Below are 19015 nucleotides of genomic sequence, written 5' to 3'. Positions count from 1 at the left end.
ACTCGCTGATACTCGCCGATTTCAAAGGGCAACGCAACCACACCAGAATAACAGGCTCATCTTTTTTCCGCGATCCGATCGCCCTTTCCATCTCAAACTATACCAGATCGAGATACGAGGACACAGCAGTGCTGTGTCCCTACGGATATGGTTGAGAACCTTGCTTAAAATGTCAAACGCCGAACCGTACCATCATCTGTAAATTGCTGTTCGCCAATCCCAACAACTTCTACAGTAACTTCGCGATCGCAAATCGCAAATTTTCCCTCCCGCGCGGCAATTTCAACGATGATTTTGTCCCCTGCCAAATACACCTGGTAATTAGTCGTTGCCCAGACACCTTGTTCGTGATCAAAACTGTGTCCGTCATCCTCATAAAGCGTCCATTCACCGCTTCCGGGCCAAATTCGCATTTTTAAAGAATCAACTGGTTCTTCGCTCACAAATTGCTGCACGGGGGCGATCGCAATTATGCCCCCGCCCCGCACGTAAAGCGGCATTCTCTCCAAAGGTGCATAAGCTAAAATGTGCGTCGGGCCCTGATAGCATTCGCCCGTCCACCAATCGTACCAAGTCCCCTCCGGCAAATACACGGCGCGATGCTCAACGCCCGGCCTGTAAACGGGTGCAGCCATCAGCGACGGGCCGAGTAATACTTGATCGTAAAGGTGATAAGTTGCCTGATCGCGCGGAAAGTGATAAAGTAACGGTCGTAAAATCGGTGTTCCCGCAGTCGCAGCTTGCCAAAACAAGGTGTAAATGTAGGGCAACAACTGATAGCGCAAATTGATATATTCGCGGCAAATTTTCTCAGTGCGAGATCCAAAAACCCACGGTTCGTGCTGCGCCGTACTTATCGCCGAATGACCGCGCATCAAGGGATACAGCATTCCCACCTGCATCCACCGCGCGAACATTTCGGCGGTTGCATTCTCCGCAAAACCGCCGATGTCGCAACCGACAAACGCCACGCCGGAAAGCCCCATATTGCAAAGCATCGGCATCGACATTTCTAAATGATCCCACAGCGATTGATTGTCACCCATCCATACCGAGGAGTAACGCTGAACGCCGGCAAAACCCGATCGCGTCAGCACAAAAGATCGATCGCCCTTTCGGACTTTTCGCAAGCCCTGGGCACAAGCTTTCGCCATCATTAAACCATACAAATTGTGCGTTTCCGCGTGGGTGGCGCCCTCGGATTCCGGGCCTTGCGGTGCATCCAGCGGAAACCAGATGTGTTGGTGGCCGTCGCCAAAAGGCCGTTCTGCGATCGAAGGTTCGTTCATGTCGTTCCAAATCCCCGCAACGCCCATATCTGTAAGGGCTTTGTGCAAGCCGCCCCACCACTCGCGCACCTCTGGCCGCAGGAAGTCGGGAAACACCGCTTTTTCGGGCCAAACGTAACCGTGGAATAGCCTTCCCTCTGCGGTGCGGACGAAATAGTCGTTTTCCACACCCTGATCGAATACTTCATAATCTCCTTCCGGTTCATACTTGACACCGGGATCGACAATCGTGACAACCTTAAAACCGGCTGCTGTCAAGTCTGCGATCAGTTTCGCGGGATCGGGGAAACGCTTCGGGCTCCAGGTAAAAACGCGGTAGCCGTGCATATAGTCGATGTCGAGGTGGATGACATCGCAGGGAATCGCCCGATCGCGAAATTCCTTGGCCAACTCCCGCACAACGTCCTCGGAGTCGTAGCTCCAGCGGCATTGGTGGTATCCCAGCGCCCATTTTGGCGGCATTGGCATCCGCCCGGTTAACTGCGTGTAGGTGGCTAAAATTTGGGCGGGTTCCGGGCCGTAGATGATGTAGTAGTCGAGTTCGGGGCCTCTGGTTTCCATCCGCAACACGCCCGGTTTTTCGGCGCCGATGTCGAATTGACTCCAAAATGTAGTGTTGAAGAAAATGCCGTAAGCGCGATCGGGATTCAGGGCGATGTAAAATGGGATCGCCTGGTACATTTCATCGCTGAGGGAATTGTAGTCAAGCGCGTCTATTGTCCAGTTTGTCTTGACTTCGGAGAGTTTGTCGAGAAAGCCGGTGCGCTGGCCGAAACCGTAGAAGTGTTCGTCGGCTTCGATGCGCTTCCAGCCTGCGGTTGCGCCGGCGCGCCATCCTAGGGCGCGATCGCAGTCGCTAGCAAAGGGTTTTCCCGATTTGTCAAAGCATTCGACTCCAGGGCGATCGCGCTTGACAGAAACTGTTATTTGTGCTGTTTCTATTTCGATTTTTTCGTCGGTTTCTCGCACTTCAAACGGTACAATTTCCCACTCTTCGTCAGGGAGAGTTACTGAGTACGATGGCTTACGCCCCGCTACGCTACGAGTTGTGAATTCGCCCGTCGGGGACATTCGCACTCGGACTAAATTCGGTGCGAGGATGCTGATGTTGAGGGAAGTTTCGCCGCAGTTGAAGTGAATTGTGCGATCGTCGGTTCGAGCGATCGATTGTACGGAGTCGATGGTTGACCAAGGCTGTTCTGTTGTTTGGAGTTTTCCGAAGTATTGCGGCATCTACCCTGACCTAAAATATTATCTATCTTGCTGAAGGAATTCAGGACTGTCATCTGACCAAAGGATGAACTAGGTAGAGCAATTTTCCATATTCAATAATTTTGGGGGGAAGTAGGCTACAATAATGTCATAGCCTTAGCTCAATTTCAGTATGAATGCGCGATTAATCGAGTCGCTTGTCCAAGTTATAGAATCGCTTTCCCCCGAAGAAAGAGGACTGTTAGAAAGCCGTCTCAAAGCTAATGCGATCGAGAAAACTCCCGGCATTTGTGGCGGTAATGCCCGCATTCGCAGTACCCGGATTCCCGTTTGGACGCTGGTTTCTTTCCGCCAGCAAGGTGCAGGCGATTCAGAACTTCTGCGTAACTATCCAAGCCTAACTCCCCAAAACCTCGCTGCTGCTTGGGAATACTACGAACAAAACTCCTCAGAAGTCGATCGCGCGATCGCTTATAATAACTCAGACGGGGTAGATGACTAAAATCTATTGTGACGAAAACTTTCCCCTAGATATTGTTGGACACTTGCGGCAACTAGAATACGATTTCCTCACTTGCTACGAGGCTCAAAATGCTAACCAGGGTATCCCCGATGAGACAGTCCTCGCTTTCGCTACCCAACAGCAGCGAATTCTAGTCACGTTAAACCGCGATGATTTTATTGCACTACACAGAACTGGTGTTGCTCACTCAGGTATCATCATCTGTAAGGACGATCGGGATTATGGAGGACAAGCCCAAGCACTTCATGCCTGCTTAAGTGAAAATCCCGACCTTACCAATCGCTTGGTTCGCATCAAAAAACAGAATCAACCAAAATCTGTTAGTCAAGTTTTTATCTACCAAGAGTACGATAGATAGATCGATTTGATGTTATACTAAAACTGTCTGCGTAGGACGTTCGGTGAAGCTGATTATAGGTGCGGCAGAAAGTTTGTTTAGGATAGGTTTCAACCGCCGAGTTATCTGTTAGCGCCGTTATGCTTGAGCAACTTAAAAATCTCCGAAGTTGATGATTTTTCAGCAATGGTTAAAGCCGTTGCACCATTTTTATTACGAGCGTTCACATCCGCACCCTTTGAAAGAAACAACTTCACAAATTTAGGTTTTAATAGCCCAGAAATACCAGTGTTAGGTTGCACAATTCTCATCAATAGAGTAGTATTGTCGTAAGGATCGGGAGCGTTGACATCAGCACCGCGATCGATCAATAATTTTACCAGGTCAATATCTCCGCAAGACACCGCACTGTACAACAATCCTTGAGGAATTTGGGCTTGATTTTTTAGGATTAATTCAACCATCTCTAGTTTCTTTTTGCCCGGTTTAAACCTGCTAATAACAGCAAACAAAATTTGGTCGTTTTTCACATTAGCACCTCGATTAATCAAGGCTTTCATTGCTGCAAAATTACCGCTTTCTGCTGCGATGTTGAGTGCCGTGCGTTGATTGCGATCGATCGCCTCCATATCTGCACCGCTGGCGATCAATAAGTCTATCACCCCGCTACCCCCTCCAGCAGCCGCCATGTGCAGGGCAGTTTTTCCTGCTTTGTCGATCGCCCTTACATCCAATCCTTTTTGCAGAAACAACTGTACAATAGTCTGATTCCCGCCAAAAGCAGCCGCGTGTAACAGTGTTTGGTCTAAATAAGTCTTGAAATGAACATCCGCATTGTTGGCCAAGAGTTTTTTAACTTCCAACAAATTGCCCGTGTAAGCAGCACTAAACAGCAGAATGTTGATATTATCTATTTTGGGCAATTCCCATCGCTCAAACATTCCAACTTCAACGATATCGCCCTGCCAGCCCGCAGACACAAGTTGCACCATCTCAAAACTTGTACTCTTCAACTCCCTTCCAGACGCATCGAACAAAAATACATCGCAAGGCGCATCGCTGCCCCCACCGGGCATAGCAAACAGCATCGGATGTCTGACAATGGCGATCGCATATTGGCCGTCTGGACTCCAATCAGCGCTGCGAATACCCGATTTCATGATTTCTCGGGGCGCTACCGAGAGGATAATTAACAAGCCTAAAATACCAAGACAGCCAAAACGAAAAAAACGCATAATTATCTTACAGTCGCTCCTAGAATAGACTATAATTTTTAACTTCCATAGATCCCGCGCGAGGAACCAAACAATCCCAAATATCAACGATTGCTACATTCCGATCCGCTGTTTCCGTTAAACTTTGATGATTTTTAAGCGCCTTGAAATATTACAGCCAACATCCTAACGCTTTCTCGATCGACTATCTCAACGACTTGCGAGGAGCAATTCTCGCCTCACCTTATTTTGCCATCAACAACCTCAACCGCGATTTCATCGGCACAAAAGGCTTTTCCGTGGTGTTTAAGCGTTCCGAAATTGCCGAAGTAGAGCGCCGCTTCCCCTTCTTCAAACCCTATCTAGACAGAGCATTAAACCCTGAATGCAACGCTTTTTATCTCAATCCCCTGCTGCTGGGTGAAGGTTCCCGTGTCGATCCGCATATCGATCGATCTTTGCGATCGTACTGCAAAACTGTTGAACCTCCCGCAGCCGTCAGCGTTTTGTACGTACAAGTTCCCCCCAACTTGCAAGGGGGAGAATTGATACTGCGGCGCAACAAACAGCAAGTCGGGCAGATTAAGCCGCAAGCCAACTCGCTGATCTATTTTCAAGGAGATTTGACTCACTCTGTCAACGCCGTTAAAAGTACCGGGACTCGTTTAAGTTTGGTTTGCGAACAGTACAGTTTGAGCGAAACAGAACTGCAAGATATTCCAGGATTCACAGTGGAGTCTAGGGCCGTGAAAGCAAAAATTAAGTAAGGTTTATTCGCTCAAAAAGACAGCGCGATCTGTGGGTTTTACTTTCTTTAGATATGCCGTTTCGTCAATGATGAGAACTATGTCGATCGGCTTAATAATTTTTAAAATTAATTCTAGCCTTTGGCTTCTCAAGGCTTGAGCCTCCCGGCGTAATTGGGTAAGAATGTGATGCAACCGTTGGGCGTTTTGTAGCCCCATTATCTCTGCAAGAGCTGGTAGTATCTAATGCAACAAAGTTATTTTTAACGAACTAACTGTTAAATCAGTTTTTTCTGGGAAATCTACTTTTCTGCAACACTTGTTAAAATCTCAGTGTCATTGTAGCCTATTTTTATGGCGATGGTATTAGTTTAAACTGATTAAAAATTAGGCTGCGAAAATCCGATGCTCCACAAGAAGAACCGCAAAAAGTTACCTTTATTGGCAGCATTCTTAGTCTCGCCATTTATTTCTTGGTTCCTGAGTGCGATCGCACTATTTCTCAGTCTCTGGGTCATCGTACCAGCACCCACGCTGTTCCTGTACCCTTTGGCGGTGGGTGCACCAGAAATCAGTCCTTGGTTGGTCGGTATCAATACGATCGCCCTTCTGCTGAACCTTTTGAGGCGGCATCAAGGCAAAGTCTACATTATTTTGTCAATTTGTAACCTGTTCGCCCTAATCCTGGGCCTGCTACCCCTGATGCAGTTCCCCGCAGCCAATGCAGCCATAGCTACCCAAATGCAAGCAGTTTTAGGGGAAAACTATTTAGCAGCCATTCCTCCAGCCGATCGCGCGCAGCTACGCCCTCAACCGTTTATTCTCGCAGATTCGTTCCGAGGAATTCCCCTCAGAGAGGTTAGGATTGATCGCACTATTGTATTTGCCAACCCTGACGGAGTTTCACTGAAACTAAACCTTTACCGGCCGATGCAAATTGGCAAATATCCGGCGATAATCACGCTCTACGGGGGAGCTTGGCTCAGAGGCAATCCCGATTACAATGAGGAATTCAGTCGCTACATGGCCGCTCAAGGCTATTGTGTGGTTGCAATTGATTACCGCCACGCTCCCAAGTATCGATTTCCTGCTCAGCTTGAGGACGTACAAGCCGCTCTTTCCTATATCAAAAATCATGCCAATGATTGGGAAATCGATCTCAATAGAATTGCTCTGATGGGAAGGTCTGCCGGTGCCCATTTAGCAATGCTAACTGCTTATGATTCAAGCGTGCTTCCCGTTCGAGCAGTGGTGAACTATTACGGGCCAAATGACCTGATCCGGGGATACAATGACCCACCTTTTCCTGATGCCATAAATGTTCGAGCCGTCTTGCGTGCCTTTCTGGGAGGAACCCCAGATGAACTCAACGAGCTTTACCGTCAGGCTTCTCCCATAAATTATATTAAACCCAATCTTCCCCCTTCTCTACTGGTTTATGCAGGTCGCGACCATATAGTTCAGCCTAAGTTTGGTCGATCGCTCTACCAACGATTGCGAGCCACGGGCAATCGCGCTATTTTGCTTGAAATCCCTTGGGCTGAACACGCCTTTGATGCAGTTTTTAATGGGCCGAGCAATCAACTTGCTTTGTACTACACAGAACGCTTTTTGGCTCATGCTCTGAAGTCTTCGGATTACCAACGAGTTAAATAAAAGTTTAAAATTTACTCATTTGTGCTCAATGAACGGGGCCTCAAACTGTCTGAACTATTGCTCTAAGTCTCTTCATTTTAAATTCATAGAAATCCCCATTACGGCTCCGAGAAAGTTTTGTGGCGTTGCTGTTGAATCAAAGCTTACCCGTCAGTGGTGGGGTAACCACCGGGGGATTGCCCTACAAATTTCATACCCGAATTCAGCAAAGTCAAAGCGAGATCCTTTTCTTGCCACACTATATAGTGTGCCTGGGTAAGTCCTGTAAATGTACGATCGCCCTCAGTTTCAGCGCCCCGCGTACTGTTACACTGAAATCCTGCGGTTGTGTGCGCTCGGTGCGATCGACCTTTCTGAAAAAAAATCAGAATTCTGTAGCTTAGGATACATTTATTTGGTTAATGATTGTTTAAACTTTCCAAGTGTAGACTGTGTACTCTCCATAATTCCCCAAAACCATAAACGAGTGCGTTGTTTGCTGGACTGCGATTTATCGATCGTCGAACCGTTAAAAACCATAAGTAGTTTTGACCAGAATTAATCGGAATTGACTCGCACAAAATTTTTGAGCTTACCAGGGTTAAAATTAGCTACTAAATCTGTGCACCGACCACATCTATGATGTTAACTAAAGTTAGTACAGCCTCTTGTCATCTATTTTATTGCTAAAAACTGAAATCCCACCGCATCTATCGAACACTGGATTCTCAGCAACACAGAAAGCGAAGTGATTGCGCCTCGCTCCTCCAATCCTTCAGATCCTGCCAAAAAAGGCCTTCTCCAAAAAGTTAGCCTTGACTAAAAATGTTAGTAAAATCTAACAGATTCATCAACGGTTAGACTTGCCCTAACCCCTATTTTTCACAACTACTGCTCCCCTAATCCCAATAAAAATAACCATGAGTGGAAACCAATCGCGCGTTCAAGCAATTTCTCAAATCGTCAACCGCCAACTGACCCCACCCAAGCCTCCCAAGCGGTTAGAAGATATGTGGGCAACAGACGTTTTTAGTCTGAGCCAAATGCAAGCAAGACTGCCCAAAAATATTTTCAAATCAGTAAAAAATACCATTCAAACCGGGCAAACCCTCGATCCTTCCGTAGCTGATGTAATTGCAGTAGCAATGAAAGATTGGGCCATTTCCAAAGGAGCCCTGTACTACGCCCACGTATTCTACCCGCTAACCAACAGCACCGCCGAAAAACACGACGGTTTCATCTCAGTCCAAAGCGACGGCTCCGTCATCTCAGAATTTGCAGGTAAACTTTTAGTACAAGGCGAACCCGACGGTTCCTCCTTTCCCAACGGCGGCATTCGTTCCACCGCCGCCGCTCGCGGATACACAGCCTGGGATGTCACCAGCCCCGCCTATGTCATGGAAACAGACAACGGCATGACTTTGTGCATTCCCACTGTTTTCATCTCTTGGACAGGTGAAGCCCTAGACAAGAAAACCCCGCTTTTGCGCTCCATTGGCGCCATGAACAAAGCAGCAACCAGAGTATTAAAGCTGTTAGGAAACACCGAAGTTGCTCCCGTAAATTCCAGTTGCGGTTGCGAACAAGAATACTTCCTAATAGATTCCAACTTCGCCCACAGCCGCCCCGACTTACTGCTAGCCGGTCGCACCCTCTTTGGCAAACCTCCGGCCAAAGGTCAGCAATTTGACGACCACTATTTTGGAGCAATCCCAGAGCGCGTTCAAGTCTTCATGCAAGAAGTAGAAGAAAGAATGTACCGCCTGGGAATTCCTGCCAAAACCCGCCACAACGAAGTAGCACCCGGTCAATTTGAAATTGCACCATTTTTTGAAGCAGCAAACGTCGCCAGTGACCACCAACAATTAACCATGACAATTCTCCGCAACACAGCGAAGAAACATGGTTTTATGTGCTTGCTGCACGAGAAGCCCTTCGCAGGAATCAACGGTTCCGGCAAACACGTCAACTGGTCAGTCGGTAACGCCACCCAAGGCAACTTATTAGACCCCGGCGATACACCGCACTCTAACATACAATTCCTAGTGTTCTGCGGCGCTGTAATTCGCGGCGTTCACAAATACGGCTCCTTGTTGCGCGCAGTAGTTGCAACTGCCAGCAACGACCACCGTTTGGGTGCTAATGAAGCTCCACCAGCAATTATTTCCGTCTATTTGGGCTCGCAATTAGAAGATATCTTCGAGCAAATTAGCAAGGGCGGAGTTAAAGGTTCTAAAGATCGCGGAATCATGAATTTAGGCGTAGAAACACTGCCTACTTTCGTAAAAGATGCCGGCGACAGAAACCGGACTTCGCCCTTTGCCTTTACGGGAAACCGCTTTGAATTCCGTGCTGTAGGTTCCGGTCAATCTGTTTCCGGCCCGCTGGTGGCAATGAATACTATTCTTGCAGATTCTTTGGACTGGGTTGCTAACAAATTAGAAAGCGACTTGGCTAAGGGCACTGAACTGAATGCTGCTATCCAAACCCTCCTGAAAGAAGTGATGGACGAGCACGGCGCGGTGCTATTTGGTGGCAACGGCTATTCTGAAGAATGGCACAAAATGGCTGTTGAAGAACGGGGTTTAGCCAACTTGCGGACTACGGCAGATGCTTTGTCCGCGTTGAAGGAAGGATACGTTGAGGACTTGTTTAAAAAGACAGGTGTTCTGACTCCGGTTGAACTCGAAAGCCGTTATGACGTGTATGCAGAGCAGTATTTGCTGGCAATTGAAGTCGAAGCAAAACTGGTACTGAGCATGACGAAAACTATGATTTATCCGGCAGCGGTGAGCTATTTGTCCGATCTTTCTACCACGATTTATAAGTTGAAAGAAATTGGCATTGAATTGGAAAAAGCCACTGCCGAAAAAGTAGCGGTTCTGGTTAAGTCAATGATGGATACTGCGAGCAAGTTGACTGATGCTTTGACCAAACACGATTTTGCTACAACAGACGAGCATATGCAGTACGCTTCGCAAACAATTCGCCCTTTGATGGATGAGGTTAGGCAGTATGCTGATGCTTTGGAAGGTGAAGTGGCTGATGATTTGTGGCCGCTGCCTACTTATCAAGAAATGCTGTTTGTTAAGTAATAGCAAATTGAGTTAATTTCTATAGGGATGCGGCAGTACCGCATCCTTATTTGTTTTTGTTTCCTTATTTTTTTTGGTAAATTGCAGGTGAAATTTGTTGGATAATTACCAGAAACCCGGTTTCTTCCTAAATATTACGCTACTCAACTTAGATTTTCCCAGAAACCGGGTTTCTTAGACTTTGCAGAATTGCCAGAAACCCGGTTTCTTCCTAAATATTACGCTACCCAACTCAAATTTTCTGATAAACCCGGTTTCTGAGACTTTGCATAATTAAATCATCAGGAATTTGGTTGCGTTCAATATAAGTATTAATCTCATCTTGATGGTCACTGTAATAGCTCAACGCATCGAATACCTGTGCCAGCGTTAGGTGAGGAAGACCGTTGGGAATTTCTTCAGGTGAAATGCCCATACGCCAAGTTTCAACGATCGCCCTAACAGATGTCCGCGTGCCCTTGACGATCGGCTCACCGCTGAGAATTTGCTGATCTCTGACAATGTAAAGATGTTCCGTTGTTTGAACCATAGCTGCAAATACCAGATCAAGTATTTCCCACAATTATAGTGCTTTTACTCGTTACCAGTTAAAGCGAGGCAGAGCAAGAGTGATAAAAGTTCCCAGGTGATGAGCCTAGGAACCAGTTAAATTGCGGGTTAATTTTAGTAGGGAAACGGCACGACGCCGTTTCTTTATTTGTTAGATACCCAACAGATAATCACCCGCCAATTGCTGTTTGCTCGCTGGAAGGTTCCCCGCTAGCTGGAGGCTCTACCGTATCGCCAAAGGCAATCCGTAGAAAAGGCGGAGCCAAAAAAGTCGTCAGAATTACCATGATAATAATCGAAACCTCCAGCGGCTTATCCAAAGCCCCGCTAGCCGAACCGATACCGGCAAAAACTAACCCGACTTCGCCCCGAGGAATCATCCCAACTCCGATCGCCAATCGATTGATTCCAGGCTGACCAAACACCGCCCAACCAGTTATCAACTTGCCCAAAATCGCCACTACAATCAAAAACACGGCAATCAAAAGTCCCGCCCGATTATCCGGCACTGTTGGGTTCAAAACGCCCAAATCGGCGCGCGCTCCCACCGTCACAAAAAAGATGGGTACAAACAAATCAGCGACGGGTTTAATCAACTCATCCAACTCGTTGCGGGCATCGCTTTCATCTAGCACTAAACCAGCCGCAAATGCACCCAAAATCGCTTCGAGATGAATTGCGTTGCCGATAAAAGCCATGAAAAAAGCAAAAATAAATGCCGGGATAACGATATTACCGCGAGTTTTGAGTTTTTCAACTGCTGAGGCAAAGGTTTTATTAAAGATGCCGCCCAACAGAATTGAACCTAGCAGAAATGTAGTTGCACCGACGATCAGATAGATGACATTAACAACATCAATTTCACCTGTTTTCGCTAAACTAGCAACTACCGCCAAGACAATAATTCCCAGCACGTCATCAATCACTGCTGCACCGACAATGATTTGACCTTCTTTTGATTTGAGCCTTCCCAATTCAGACAAAACTTTCGATGTAATTCCGATGCTGGTTGCCGTCAAAGCAGCCCCGGCAAAAATTGCCGGAATCGCCGCTGTGTGAAAAATTATCATCAAGCCCGCAGTACCGGCTGCAAAGGGAACTGCTACGCCGACAACAGCGACAAAGGTGGCTTGAATTCCTACTTCTTTGAGTTGTCTGAGATCCGACTCCAAACCAATTTCAAACAGTAGAATAATTACCCCCAATTCAGCCAGCACAGAAACGATTTCGCTCTGCGATTCAAACACGCTGGTGACGGCGGCAGGGGACATAGAATTTATCGACTGCAAAACAGTCATAATTCCTGAGTTGGAAGCTGACAGTCCGCCTTCGGGAAAAACGATCAGGTTCAAAGCGGATACGCCAACAATCACCCCTGCTACAAGTTCACCCAAAACAGGTGGAAGATTAAACTTCAGAGCCGCTTCCGCGCCTAATTTGCTGGCAAGATAAATCACTACCAAACTGAGCAGAACTCCGCTCAGAACGAGCGGCGAATTTTCGGGATCGACTGTTGCTAACAAAGGTATGGGAGCAACTAAGGATGCTATCCCAGAACTTAAAGCTGTCATTGTTGGGTTTAAAAACATGGTACAATGATGATAAGAAAGACATTCAAATCAGATAATTCTAGATGCACACAAACTTAGGAGTTCCAGTTTTTTAAAGGCTGGCGGCACCGGATTCAGATGTTCAAGCAAAACTGGAAGAACCCAAATCTGGGGGAACATCTTGCCACCGCCCTTGTCCGACAGCTTGAATTGCTTCTTTTAGCAAGATATCACCGGTATAAATTGCTCTACCGACGATCGCGCTTTTGACACCAATTGGTTCCAATGCCAACAATGTCAACAAATCTGCGATCGAACTAACGCCGCCCGATGCAATCACTGGAATCGAAATAGCGTTAGCAATTTCGCGCAAAGATTCCAAGTTCGGCCCTTCCATAGTACCATCGCGGTGAATATCAGTGTAAATAATTTCTGCTGCCCCCCATTCGGCCATTTTTTGCGCCAATTCTGTTGCTAAAACTTCTGAAGTTTCCAACCAGCCTCTAGTAGCAACTTTACCGTTTCTGGCATCGATTCCCACCAGAATTTGACCGGGAAATTCGGCGCACAATTCGCCTACTAATTCCGGTTGTTCGACGGCGACAGTCCCGAGAATGGCGCGCTTGACTCCTAAATTGAGGATAGCAGCAACAGAAGCGCGATCGCGCATTCCGCCGCCTACTTGACAGGGAACGTCTACGGCGCGGACGATCGCCTCAATGGCTGCTTGATTGACGGGATGACCCGCTTTTGCCCCATCGAGGTCTACCAAATGCAGCATTGTCGCGCCTTGATTTACCCACTGTCTGGCGACTTCGACGGGATTGTCGTTAAAAGTTTGAGACTTGGTGTAGTCTCCCTGATACAATCTGACGCATTTTCCGTCCAATAGGTCGATCGCTGGAATTACATTCATGATTTGGGAATTGGTAATTGGGAATTGGGAATTGGGAATTGGGAATTGGGAATTGGGCATCGGGAATTGGTAATCGGTTATTCGTTATTGCCAGCCCCAAGCGAGTAACAAATAACAAATGACTACTGACTACTGACTATACATTCGCAACCGCTGTTTAAATGAAACATGATCGATGACGATAGAGTTGACCATACAGGAGTATTTACCTCAGCTTTTCGCAAAGCTTCTGCCGTCCAGTCGTTGCAAGTTCTCAAAATAGAGTAACTGTCTTTGGCTTCATAAAAACTGTCGTTTTTGTTGTAGCCGTAGCTAATTTTTATTTTATTACCTCCGCCGTCTAATTGGAATGTATTTTGAATAAAAATTACCATCCTCAAATAATTTTCTCCGCTCATTTTAACACATTTGGTTTCTCGATCTGGGGGAAAAACCCGATAACCTTGGACTTGTACGGTAGATGGATTAGGGAAAATAAGCGCCTTGAAACCTGTAACTGGGTTGATACTTCCTGAGCTGGGATTTTCTAGCATAAAAGCTCTATCTCCCCAGCCAAAAGATAGATATTTATAATCGGAAGTCGCATCGCGTCCTATTTCTGTTAGCGGTAAATATTGATTCCAGTCAAAATATTCATTTTTAACTGGAACAATAATTTCGGTGTGGATGCCTCCGTTATAAATTTGCACGGAAACCGTACAATCTGTTTGCGAGTAATTTCCCCACTTTGTGGGAGTGAGATAGCCAATTGTTAGGCAAGCGGTAAAAGATAAGATGACAATTCCTAAGCGCTTTATGATTTTTCTCATTTTAACCGTTAGTTTCAAATTCTACCTTCGGATGGCGGGCGCTGCATCTTTGTGGGAAATAATTCTTGCAATGCCAAATTGCGCTGTTCGGGGGTTTCGTTAGCCCAATTCGACAAACTTTCGTAGAAAAAGAAGGAAACGCCTGCAAAATTTCTTTTTCGCACTTCTTGGACTTGATCTTGAATGAGTTTCAGCGGAATTGAATTATTTTTCAATCCTGTTAAAATGCCGATCGCAGTTGGAATGTGCGTTTTAGCTAATTTGAGTTCTTCCCGTTCCAATTCGGCGTTAAAACGCTTGATATCGCTGCGATAAACCTGCACTATAAGTTCTTCGATATAGCCGCGTCTTTCCCAGCTAAACCAGTCCTGCAAGTGGGCTGGCAAAGCAAAGTGCAGGGGGTTGGGAGATAAGCTGACAATACATTTTTGTTTGCGGGATTTGATGGCCCGGGAAATTCGTCCCATAAAGTCGTTGATTTTGTCGGCGCGCCAGCGCACCCAGAAGGTTTCGCGGGGGTCATTGGAAGGAGGGCTTTTGATTTGTTCCTGATACATTGACACTGTTAGCGGTTCGTAGCCAAATTCTACTGGTAAACCGAAGTGGTCGTCAAATTGAATTCCATCTATATCGTAATTATCGACAATTTCTAGGATTAAATCTAAGATAAATTGCTGTACTTCGGCATGAAAGGGATTCAGCCAAACTCGATCGTGTTCGCCTTCTTTCCAAATAGTTGAACCGTCGCGCCGCTTCGCCAACCAGTCGGGGTGAAGTGTGGCTAATTCTGATTCGGCGGGTGCCATGAAACCAAATTCAAACCAAGGAATTACTGCTATATTTTTTGGGTGCGATTGTGCTATAATTTCTTTGAGTATGTCTCGGTCTTTCAATCCGGGTGATGGGTCGATCGACTTTCCGAATACTTTTTTGGCTGCTGCACTGGGATAAAGCGTGTAGCCTCCTTGCCAAACCGTAGGATAGATGGTGTTAAAGTTGAGTGTTTCCAGTCGATTTACAGCGTTAATGATGCTGTTGCGCGAGAAAATAACGTCGCTGTCAATATTAGTCAGCCACACGCCTCGCAATTCGGTTGTTGGGGTTTTGGGCGGGGTTTGAGCCAATAGACGGGGGGAGAAAAGGGCGGAGGAGGTAAGGGCGATCGCAAAAACAACTATTAAAGCCAGTATCCGCCGCCATTTGTGCAGTTTAATCATCAATTTTTCGCAAACACCACAGTTTAACATCATACTGTAGGGTGCGCATGGCGCACCTTTATTCTTCAACCCGCGGAGGCGGGTTTTGTCTGTATAGCCGCGGTTTCAACCGCCGAGTATTTCTGCGATCCCTTAAGAATAACCAGGCAATTTCATCACTTGGCGGTAGTGCGATTCAATCTTGCTCACGGTTTGCGATTGACGCTTGCTAGTCCACTCGCTGCGATCGAATAATTCCCGCCTCAAAGCATCAACATCGATGGTTTTTACCTTACCTTCGCCAATAATATGCTTGCCGTTTACCCAAACACTGTGTACCGCATTAGTCGGGCGCCCTAATATTAGCAAGCCGATCGGATCGGTGCGCGGCAACAATGATAAACTGGTTAAATCGTACAGCACAAAATCTGCTTTTTTCCCGACAGTCAGCGAACCCATTTCATCGGCAAGATTCAAGCCTTTTGCTCCTCCCAGCGATGCCATTTCTACAGACTCTCGCGACGTAATCCAGTGGCGGTAATCCAAATCCGTAATATTGTGCAAAATCGAACCCATTTTAATTGCTTCCAGCAAATCCTGAGAGTCGTTGCTAGCGGCGCCGTCGCAGCCGAAAGATACGTTTACTCCGGCTTGGCGGCATTTCAAAATCGGTGCAATCCCGCTTCCCAACCGCAGGTTGCTCAGGGGATTGTGTACAACAGTCGATTCAGTTTCTGCTAGAATTGCGATGTCCGAATCTTCCAGCCAGACGCAGTGGGCTAAGGAAGTACGAGGAGTTAAAAAACCGATTTTTTGCAGGTGTTCGACGGCGCTGCAACCGTATTTTTCGTGAGCTAGTTGTTTTTGGGCTGAGGTTTCTAGGAGGTGGGCGTGGCGGCAAAGATTGTAGCGATCGCTCAATTCGATGCAGCCTTCAAACAAAGCATCGGAACACAGTTGAATTCCCGTCGGTGCCATCAATATATTAACACCTTTTTCGGGATTGTGAAACTGTTTGATAACGGCTTCCATGAGTTCTAAAGTTGCCTTTGTCGAGCGAATGTAAGCCGCGTGTTCGATGCCGCCCTCGCCCGCAGGCATTCCCGCTGTCAGAGATTCATCTTGAATTAACGGCCCGATAAAAGCGCGGATGCCGATTTCTTGATAAGCGCGAACCGCGGCGGCAATTGTCTCTAATTCTTGCCCCGGAATCAAAACTAAATGATCTACGACACTCGTACCGCCGGATAGCAAAGTTTCTACCGCTGTTCCCAAGGCGCTTAAATAAATTTGTTCGGGTTCGAGTGGGGTAAAATCGTACAAGTCGGTCAGCCACAATTCCAGAGGTAAAGGCGGAATAATCCCGCGCTGCCACATTTCAGAAGAGTGGGTGTGCGCGTTGACAAAACCGGGTAGAAGTAGCTTATTTTTGCCGTCGATTACTGTTGCAGTCCTCTTATTCTCTCCTTGGTAATAGATGGTATTAAAGTACCGATTGTGCAACCCGATCGCACTTATGCAATTATCCACCACCTGCACGTCTCCGGTTGTATAACCACCCTCAACGGGAATTAAAACATTTTGAATTGTAAAGCTCACAGATTGACCCCTTCTGGTGAATTCACATCTATTACTATTGTAATGTTTAATGTCATTTAATCTTTTAGTCAGTGCCTGCTAACCTTAAGTAAGTCAATCGACTTAAACGTAAAATATGAATCCCGATTCTCTCCGCACCTTGGGCGTAGCCCCGAATGCTTGGAAAGTTGATGAAAAAATTGCCGACATCACCCGATCGCCGATCGCGCCTCAACCTGTTATCCTAGAAACAGAAACGAAAACCCTGCGTTTGGATTTAGCAAAAGCAGCAATGTTGGTGATAGATATGCAAAATGATTTTTGTCACCCCGACGGTTGGCTAGCACACATCGGCGTCGATGTTACACCTGCGCGCACTCCAATTAATCCTTTACAAAATTTACTGCCAAAATTGCGATCGCACGCAATGCCAATTATTTGGATCAACTGGGGAAACCGCCCCGATTTACTCAATATTAGTGCAGCTTCCCGTCACGTTTACAATCCCACAGGCGACGGCGTAGGTTTGGGAGATCCCCTGCCAAAAAACGGCGCACCTGTACTGATGGCGGGGAGTTGGGCGGCGCAGGTTGTCTATGAATTGGAACAGAAACCGGAGGATATTTGTGTGGATAAATATCGGATGAGTGGCTTTTGGGATACTCCTTTAGATAGTATCTTGCGGAACCTCGGCAGAACTACACTTTTCTTCGGAGGAGTAAACGCCGATCAGTGCGTCATGGCTACACTGCAAGATGCTAATTTCCTCGGTTACGACTGTATTTTAGTCAAAGATTGTACCGCTACGACATCGCCAGATTATTGCTGGCAAGCTACTCTTTATAACGTTAAACAATGTTTTGGCTTTTTGTCTGATTCTCAGGCTATGTTAGAAGCAATTAAATAACAGTCAGTAGTCATTAGTCATTAGTCATTGGGAATTGGGAATTGGGAATTGGGAATTGGCCAAACAGGGCATTCGGCATTCGGCATTCGGCATTCGGCATTGGGAATTGGGCATTGGCTATCTATAGCATTGTTATTTGTCTGACATTATTTGTGAGTGGCCACCAATAACTAATAACTAATAACCAATAACCAATAACCAACAACCAACAACCAATAACTACTGACTACTGACTACTGCCTTCAACCATAACTAACAATAAAAAAATGACAAATCAGTGCATGATTCCTGTGATAAAATCTCCGAAAGACTACCAAGCATTTCGCATCAGTCCGGGCGATACTAATAGATTAGCTATCGTCTTCGATCCGGTAATAGCTAATGTTTCCTTAACAGTTTGCATCGAAATCTTCGATGCGGGTGGCAAAACTCCTCCTAACCGCCATCAATTTGCAGTAGAAATGTTTTTTGTACTCAAAGGAACAGGGGAAGCCACCTGCGACGGCAAAACAGTTAGTATTAAACCGGGTGATAGTTTGTTAGTGCCTCCAACCGGTACTCATGTAATTAAAAATACGGGCAATGAACGTTTGTACACTTTGTGCATTATGGTGCCGAATGAGGATTTTGTGGAACTAATTCGCAGCGGTACACCAGTCGAACTCGATGAGGAAGATATGAGAGTTCTCGGGCGATCGGATGTACTGGTGACGTGCTAAGTTTCTAGTGAGGATTACCGTCAGCAAACAGAAAAAATGACTGGCGTGGCTCCGGGTGCAGCGCGGGCGATCGGTGCTAAAATTAAGACGCTGACAGTAAGTTGCGGCGGGAGTTTTCCTTGTCGAATTGTACTGCGGCGCAACGAAGGCAAAAAAATCCGGTTTCTTTGAAAAATTGTCGCTAATAGCGAAATATTTTGGTACAGAAACCGAGTTTTTGACCCCGCATTTGTAAGTTTTGTACCAGTCGCACTTAAAACCAATCTAATTATGAGCGTTATCTTTCACATCACCCGCAGCCAACAGTGGGAACAAGCCAAACAAGTGCAATTCTATCGCGGGGATACGCTAGATACTGAAGGATTTATCCACTGTTCGACTTTGCCGCAAGTTGTGAAATCTGCTAATAAATTTTTTGTGGGACAAACAGGATTGTTGCTGCTGTGGATTGATTCGGAGAAAGTAGAATCTGAAGTTAAGTATGAATTTGCCGCTGGTGAAGATTACCCGCACATTTACGGGCCGCTGAATGTTGATGCTGTCTTGCAATTTTTTGAGTTGGAAGCGGGTGCAGATGGTAAGTTTCAATTGCCGGCCGAATTAACAGCCAGCCTTAAATAAACTTATTGCATTGTTTTTAGATTGATAATTAAACCGCAGATGTCAAGCAGATGCAACGCAGATAAATGTAGACGCATTTACAGATGATCGCTGGGGCTGGTTGATAGATATTTGGGATG

General features: G+C 46.4%; 18 protein-coding genes. 9 read left to right on the top strand and 9 right to left on the bottom strand.

Annotation, left to right across the window (positions count from 1 at the left end):
- Nucleotides 1–164 precede the first annotated feature (164 nt).
- Nucleotides 165–2522 (bottom strand): glycoside hydrolase family 31 protein, encoded by a 2358-nt coding sequence (locus QUA44_RS15825; RefSeq protein ID WP_333252377.1) that lies wholly within the window; start codon nt 2520–2522, stop codon nt 165–167.
- 151 nt (nt 2523–2673) lie between these two features.
- Between QUA44_RS15825 and QUA44_RS15820 the strand changes: the two genes are divergently transcribed.
- Together QUA44_RS15820 and QUA44_RS15815 are read left to right on the top strand one after the other, a co-directional pair.
- Nucleotides 2674–3003 (top strand): DUF433 domain-containing protein, encoded by a 330-nt coding sequence (locus QUA44_RS15820; protein ID WP_332990934.1) that lies wholly within the window; start codon nt 2674–2676, stop codon nt 3001–3003.
- On the top strand, nt 2996–3382 hold the full coding sequence (locus tag QUA44_RS15815) for a DUF5615 family PIN-like protein (protein ID WP_333252378.1): 387 nt from the start codon (nt 2996–2998) through the stop codon (nt 3380–3382). Before QUA44_RS15820 ends, QUA44_RS15815 begins: the two co-directional genes overlap by 8 nt.
- A gap of 101 nt (nt 3383–3483) precedes the next feature.
- On the opposite strand, the gene QUA44_RS15810 is transcribed toward QUA44_RS15815, so the two are convergent.
- On the bottom strand, nt 3484–4596 hold the full coding sequence (locus tag QUA44_RS15810) for an ankyrin repeat domain-containing protein (protein ID WP_333252379.1): 1113 nt from the start codon (nt 4594–4596) through the stop codon (nt 3484–3486).
- A gap of 143 nt (nt 4597–4739) precedes the next feature.
- On the opposite strand from QUA44_RS15810, the gene QUA44_RS15805 reads away from it, so the two are divergent.
- On the top strand, nt 4740–5342 hold the full coding sequence (locus QUA44_RS15805) for a 2OG-Fe(II) oxygenase (protein WP_333252380.1): 603 nt from the start codon (nt 4740–4742) through the stop codon (nt 5340–5342).
- A gap of 3 nt (nt 5343–5345) precedes the next feature.
- Here QUA44_RS15805 and QUA44_RS15800 read toward each other — a convergent pair whose 3' ends face one another.
- Nucleotides 5346–5540, bottom strand: a complete 195-nt coding sequence (locus QUA44_RS15800; protein WP_333252381.1) for a hypothetical protein — start codon at nt 5538–5540, stop codon at nt 5346–5348.
- A gap of 186 nt (nt 5541–5726) precedes the next feature.
- On the opposite strand from QUA44_RS15800, the gene QUA44_RS15795 reads away from it, so the two are divergent.
- Entirely contained in the window at nt 5727–6977 is a 1251-nt protein-coding gene (locus tag QUA44_RS15795) for an alpha/beta hydrolase (protein ID WP_333252382.1), read from the top strand.
- An 899-nt stretch (nt 6978–7876) separates the two neighbouring features.
- Nucleotides 7877–10051: a glutamine synthetase III gene (locus tag QUA44_RS15790; RefSeq protein WP_333252383.1), complete on the top strand. Its 2175-nt coding sequence runs from the start codon at nt 7877–7879 to the stop codon at nt 10049–10051.
- Between the two features lie 232 nt (nt 10052–10283).
- Here the strand turns inward: QUA44_RS15790 and QUA44_RS15785 are convergent, their stop codons facing one another.
- The 6 genes from QUA44_RS15785 to QUA44_RS15760 all read right to left on the bottom strand — a co-directional run bounded on the left by QUA44_RS15785 (nt 10284) and on the right by QUA44_RS15760 (nt 16670).
- Complete coding sequence (locus tag QUA44_RS15785; protein ID WP_333252384.1) at nt 10284–10580, bottom strand: DUF433 domain-containing protein; 297 nt, start codon at nt 10578–10580, stop codon at nt 10284–10286.
- Nucleotides 10581–10770: 190 nt separating this feature from the next.
- Nucleotides 10771–12171, bottom strand: a complete 1401-nt coding sequence (locus QUA44_RS15780; RefSeq protein WP_333252385.1) for a cation:proton antiporter — start codon at nt 12169–12171, stop codon at nt 10771–10773.
- Nucleotides 12172–12292: 121 nt separating this feature from the next.
- The gene (gene hisA / locus QUA44_RS15775) at nt 12293–13066 is read right to left on the bottom strand and encodes a 1-(5-phosphoribosyl)-5-[(5-phosphoribosylamino)methylideneamino]imidazole-4-carboxamide isomerase (RefSeq protein ID WP_333252386.1); all 774 of its coding nucleotides are present in this window, start codon (nt 13064–13066) and stop codon (nt 12293–12295) included.
- 122 nt (nt 13067–13188) lie between these two features.
- Nucleotides 13189–13875 (bottom strand): DUF2459 domain-containing protein, encoded by a 687-nt coding sequence (locus QUA44_RS15770; protein ID WP_333252387.1) that lies wholly within the window; start codon nt 13873–13875, stop codon nt 13189–13191.
- Nucleotides 13876–13889: 14 nt separating this feature from the next.
- Nucleotides 13890–15092 (bottom strand): glycoside hydrolase family 10 protein, encoded by a 1203-nt coding sequence (locus QUA44_RS15765; protein ID WP_333252388.1) that lies wholly within the window; start codon nt 15090–15092, stop codon nt 13890–13892.
- A gap of 132 nt (nt 15093–15224) precedes the next feature.
- Nucleotides 15225–16670, bottom strand: a complete 1446-nt coding sequence (locus tag QUA44_RS15760) for an amidohydrolase (protein WP_333089866.1) — start codon at nt 16668–16670, stop codon at nt 15225–15227.
- Between the two features lie 115 nt (nt 16671–16785).
- Here QUA44_RS15760 and QUA44_RS15755 point away from each other — a divergent pair, with 115 nt between their 5' ends.
- From QUA44_RS15755 to QUA44_RS15740, 4 genes are all read left to right on the top strand, one after another.
- Nucleotides 16786–17556 (top strand): cysteine hydrolase family protein, encoded by a 771-nt coding sequence (locus QUA44_RS15755; protein WP_333252389.1) that lies wholly within the window; start codon nt 16786–16788, stop codon nt 17554–17556.
- A gap of 281 nt (nt 17557–17837) precedes the next feature.
- Nucleotides 17838–18275 carry a cupin domain-containing protein gene (locus tag QUA44_RS15750; RefSeq protein ID WP_333309780.1) on the top strand — a complete coding sequence of 146 codons (438 nt, stop codon included), beginning with the start codon at nt 17838–17840 and terminating at the stop codon, nt 18273–18275.
- A 36-nt stretch (nt 18276–18311) separates the two neighbouring features.
- Nucleotides 18312–18446 carry a hypothetical protein gene (locus tag QUA44_RS15745; protein WP_333252390.1) on the top strand — a complete coding sequence of 45 codons (135 nt, stop codon included), beginning with the start codon at nt 18312–18314 and terminating at the stop codon, nt 18444–18446.
- 99 nt (nt 18447–18545) lie between these two features.
- On the top strand, nt 18546–18896 hold the full coding sequence (locus QUA44_RS15740; protein ID WP_333115320.1) for a DUF952 domain-containing protein: 351 nt from the start codon (nt 18546–18548) through the stop codon (nt 18894–18896).
- The last annotated feature ends 119 nt before the right edge of the window (nt 18897–19015 follow it).

The organism is Microcoleus sp. N9_A2, assembly GCF_036701775.1.
Classification (GTDB): Bacteria; Cyanobacteriota; Cyanobacteriia; order Cyanobacteriales; family Microcoleaceae; genus Microcoleus.
This window is presented reverse-complemented; position numbering and strand designations above follow the sequence as displayed.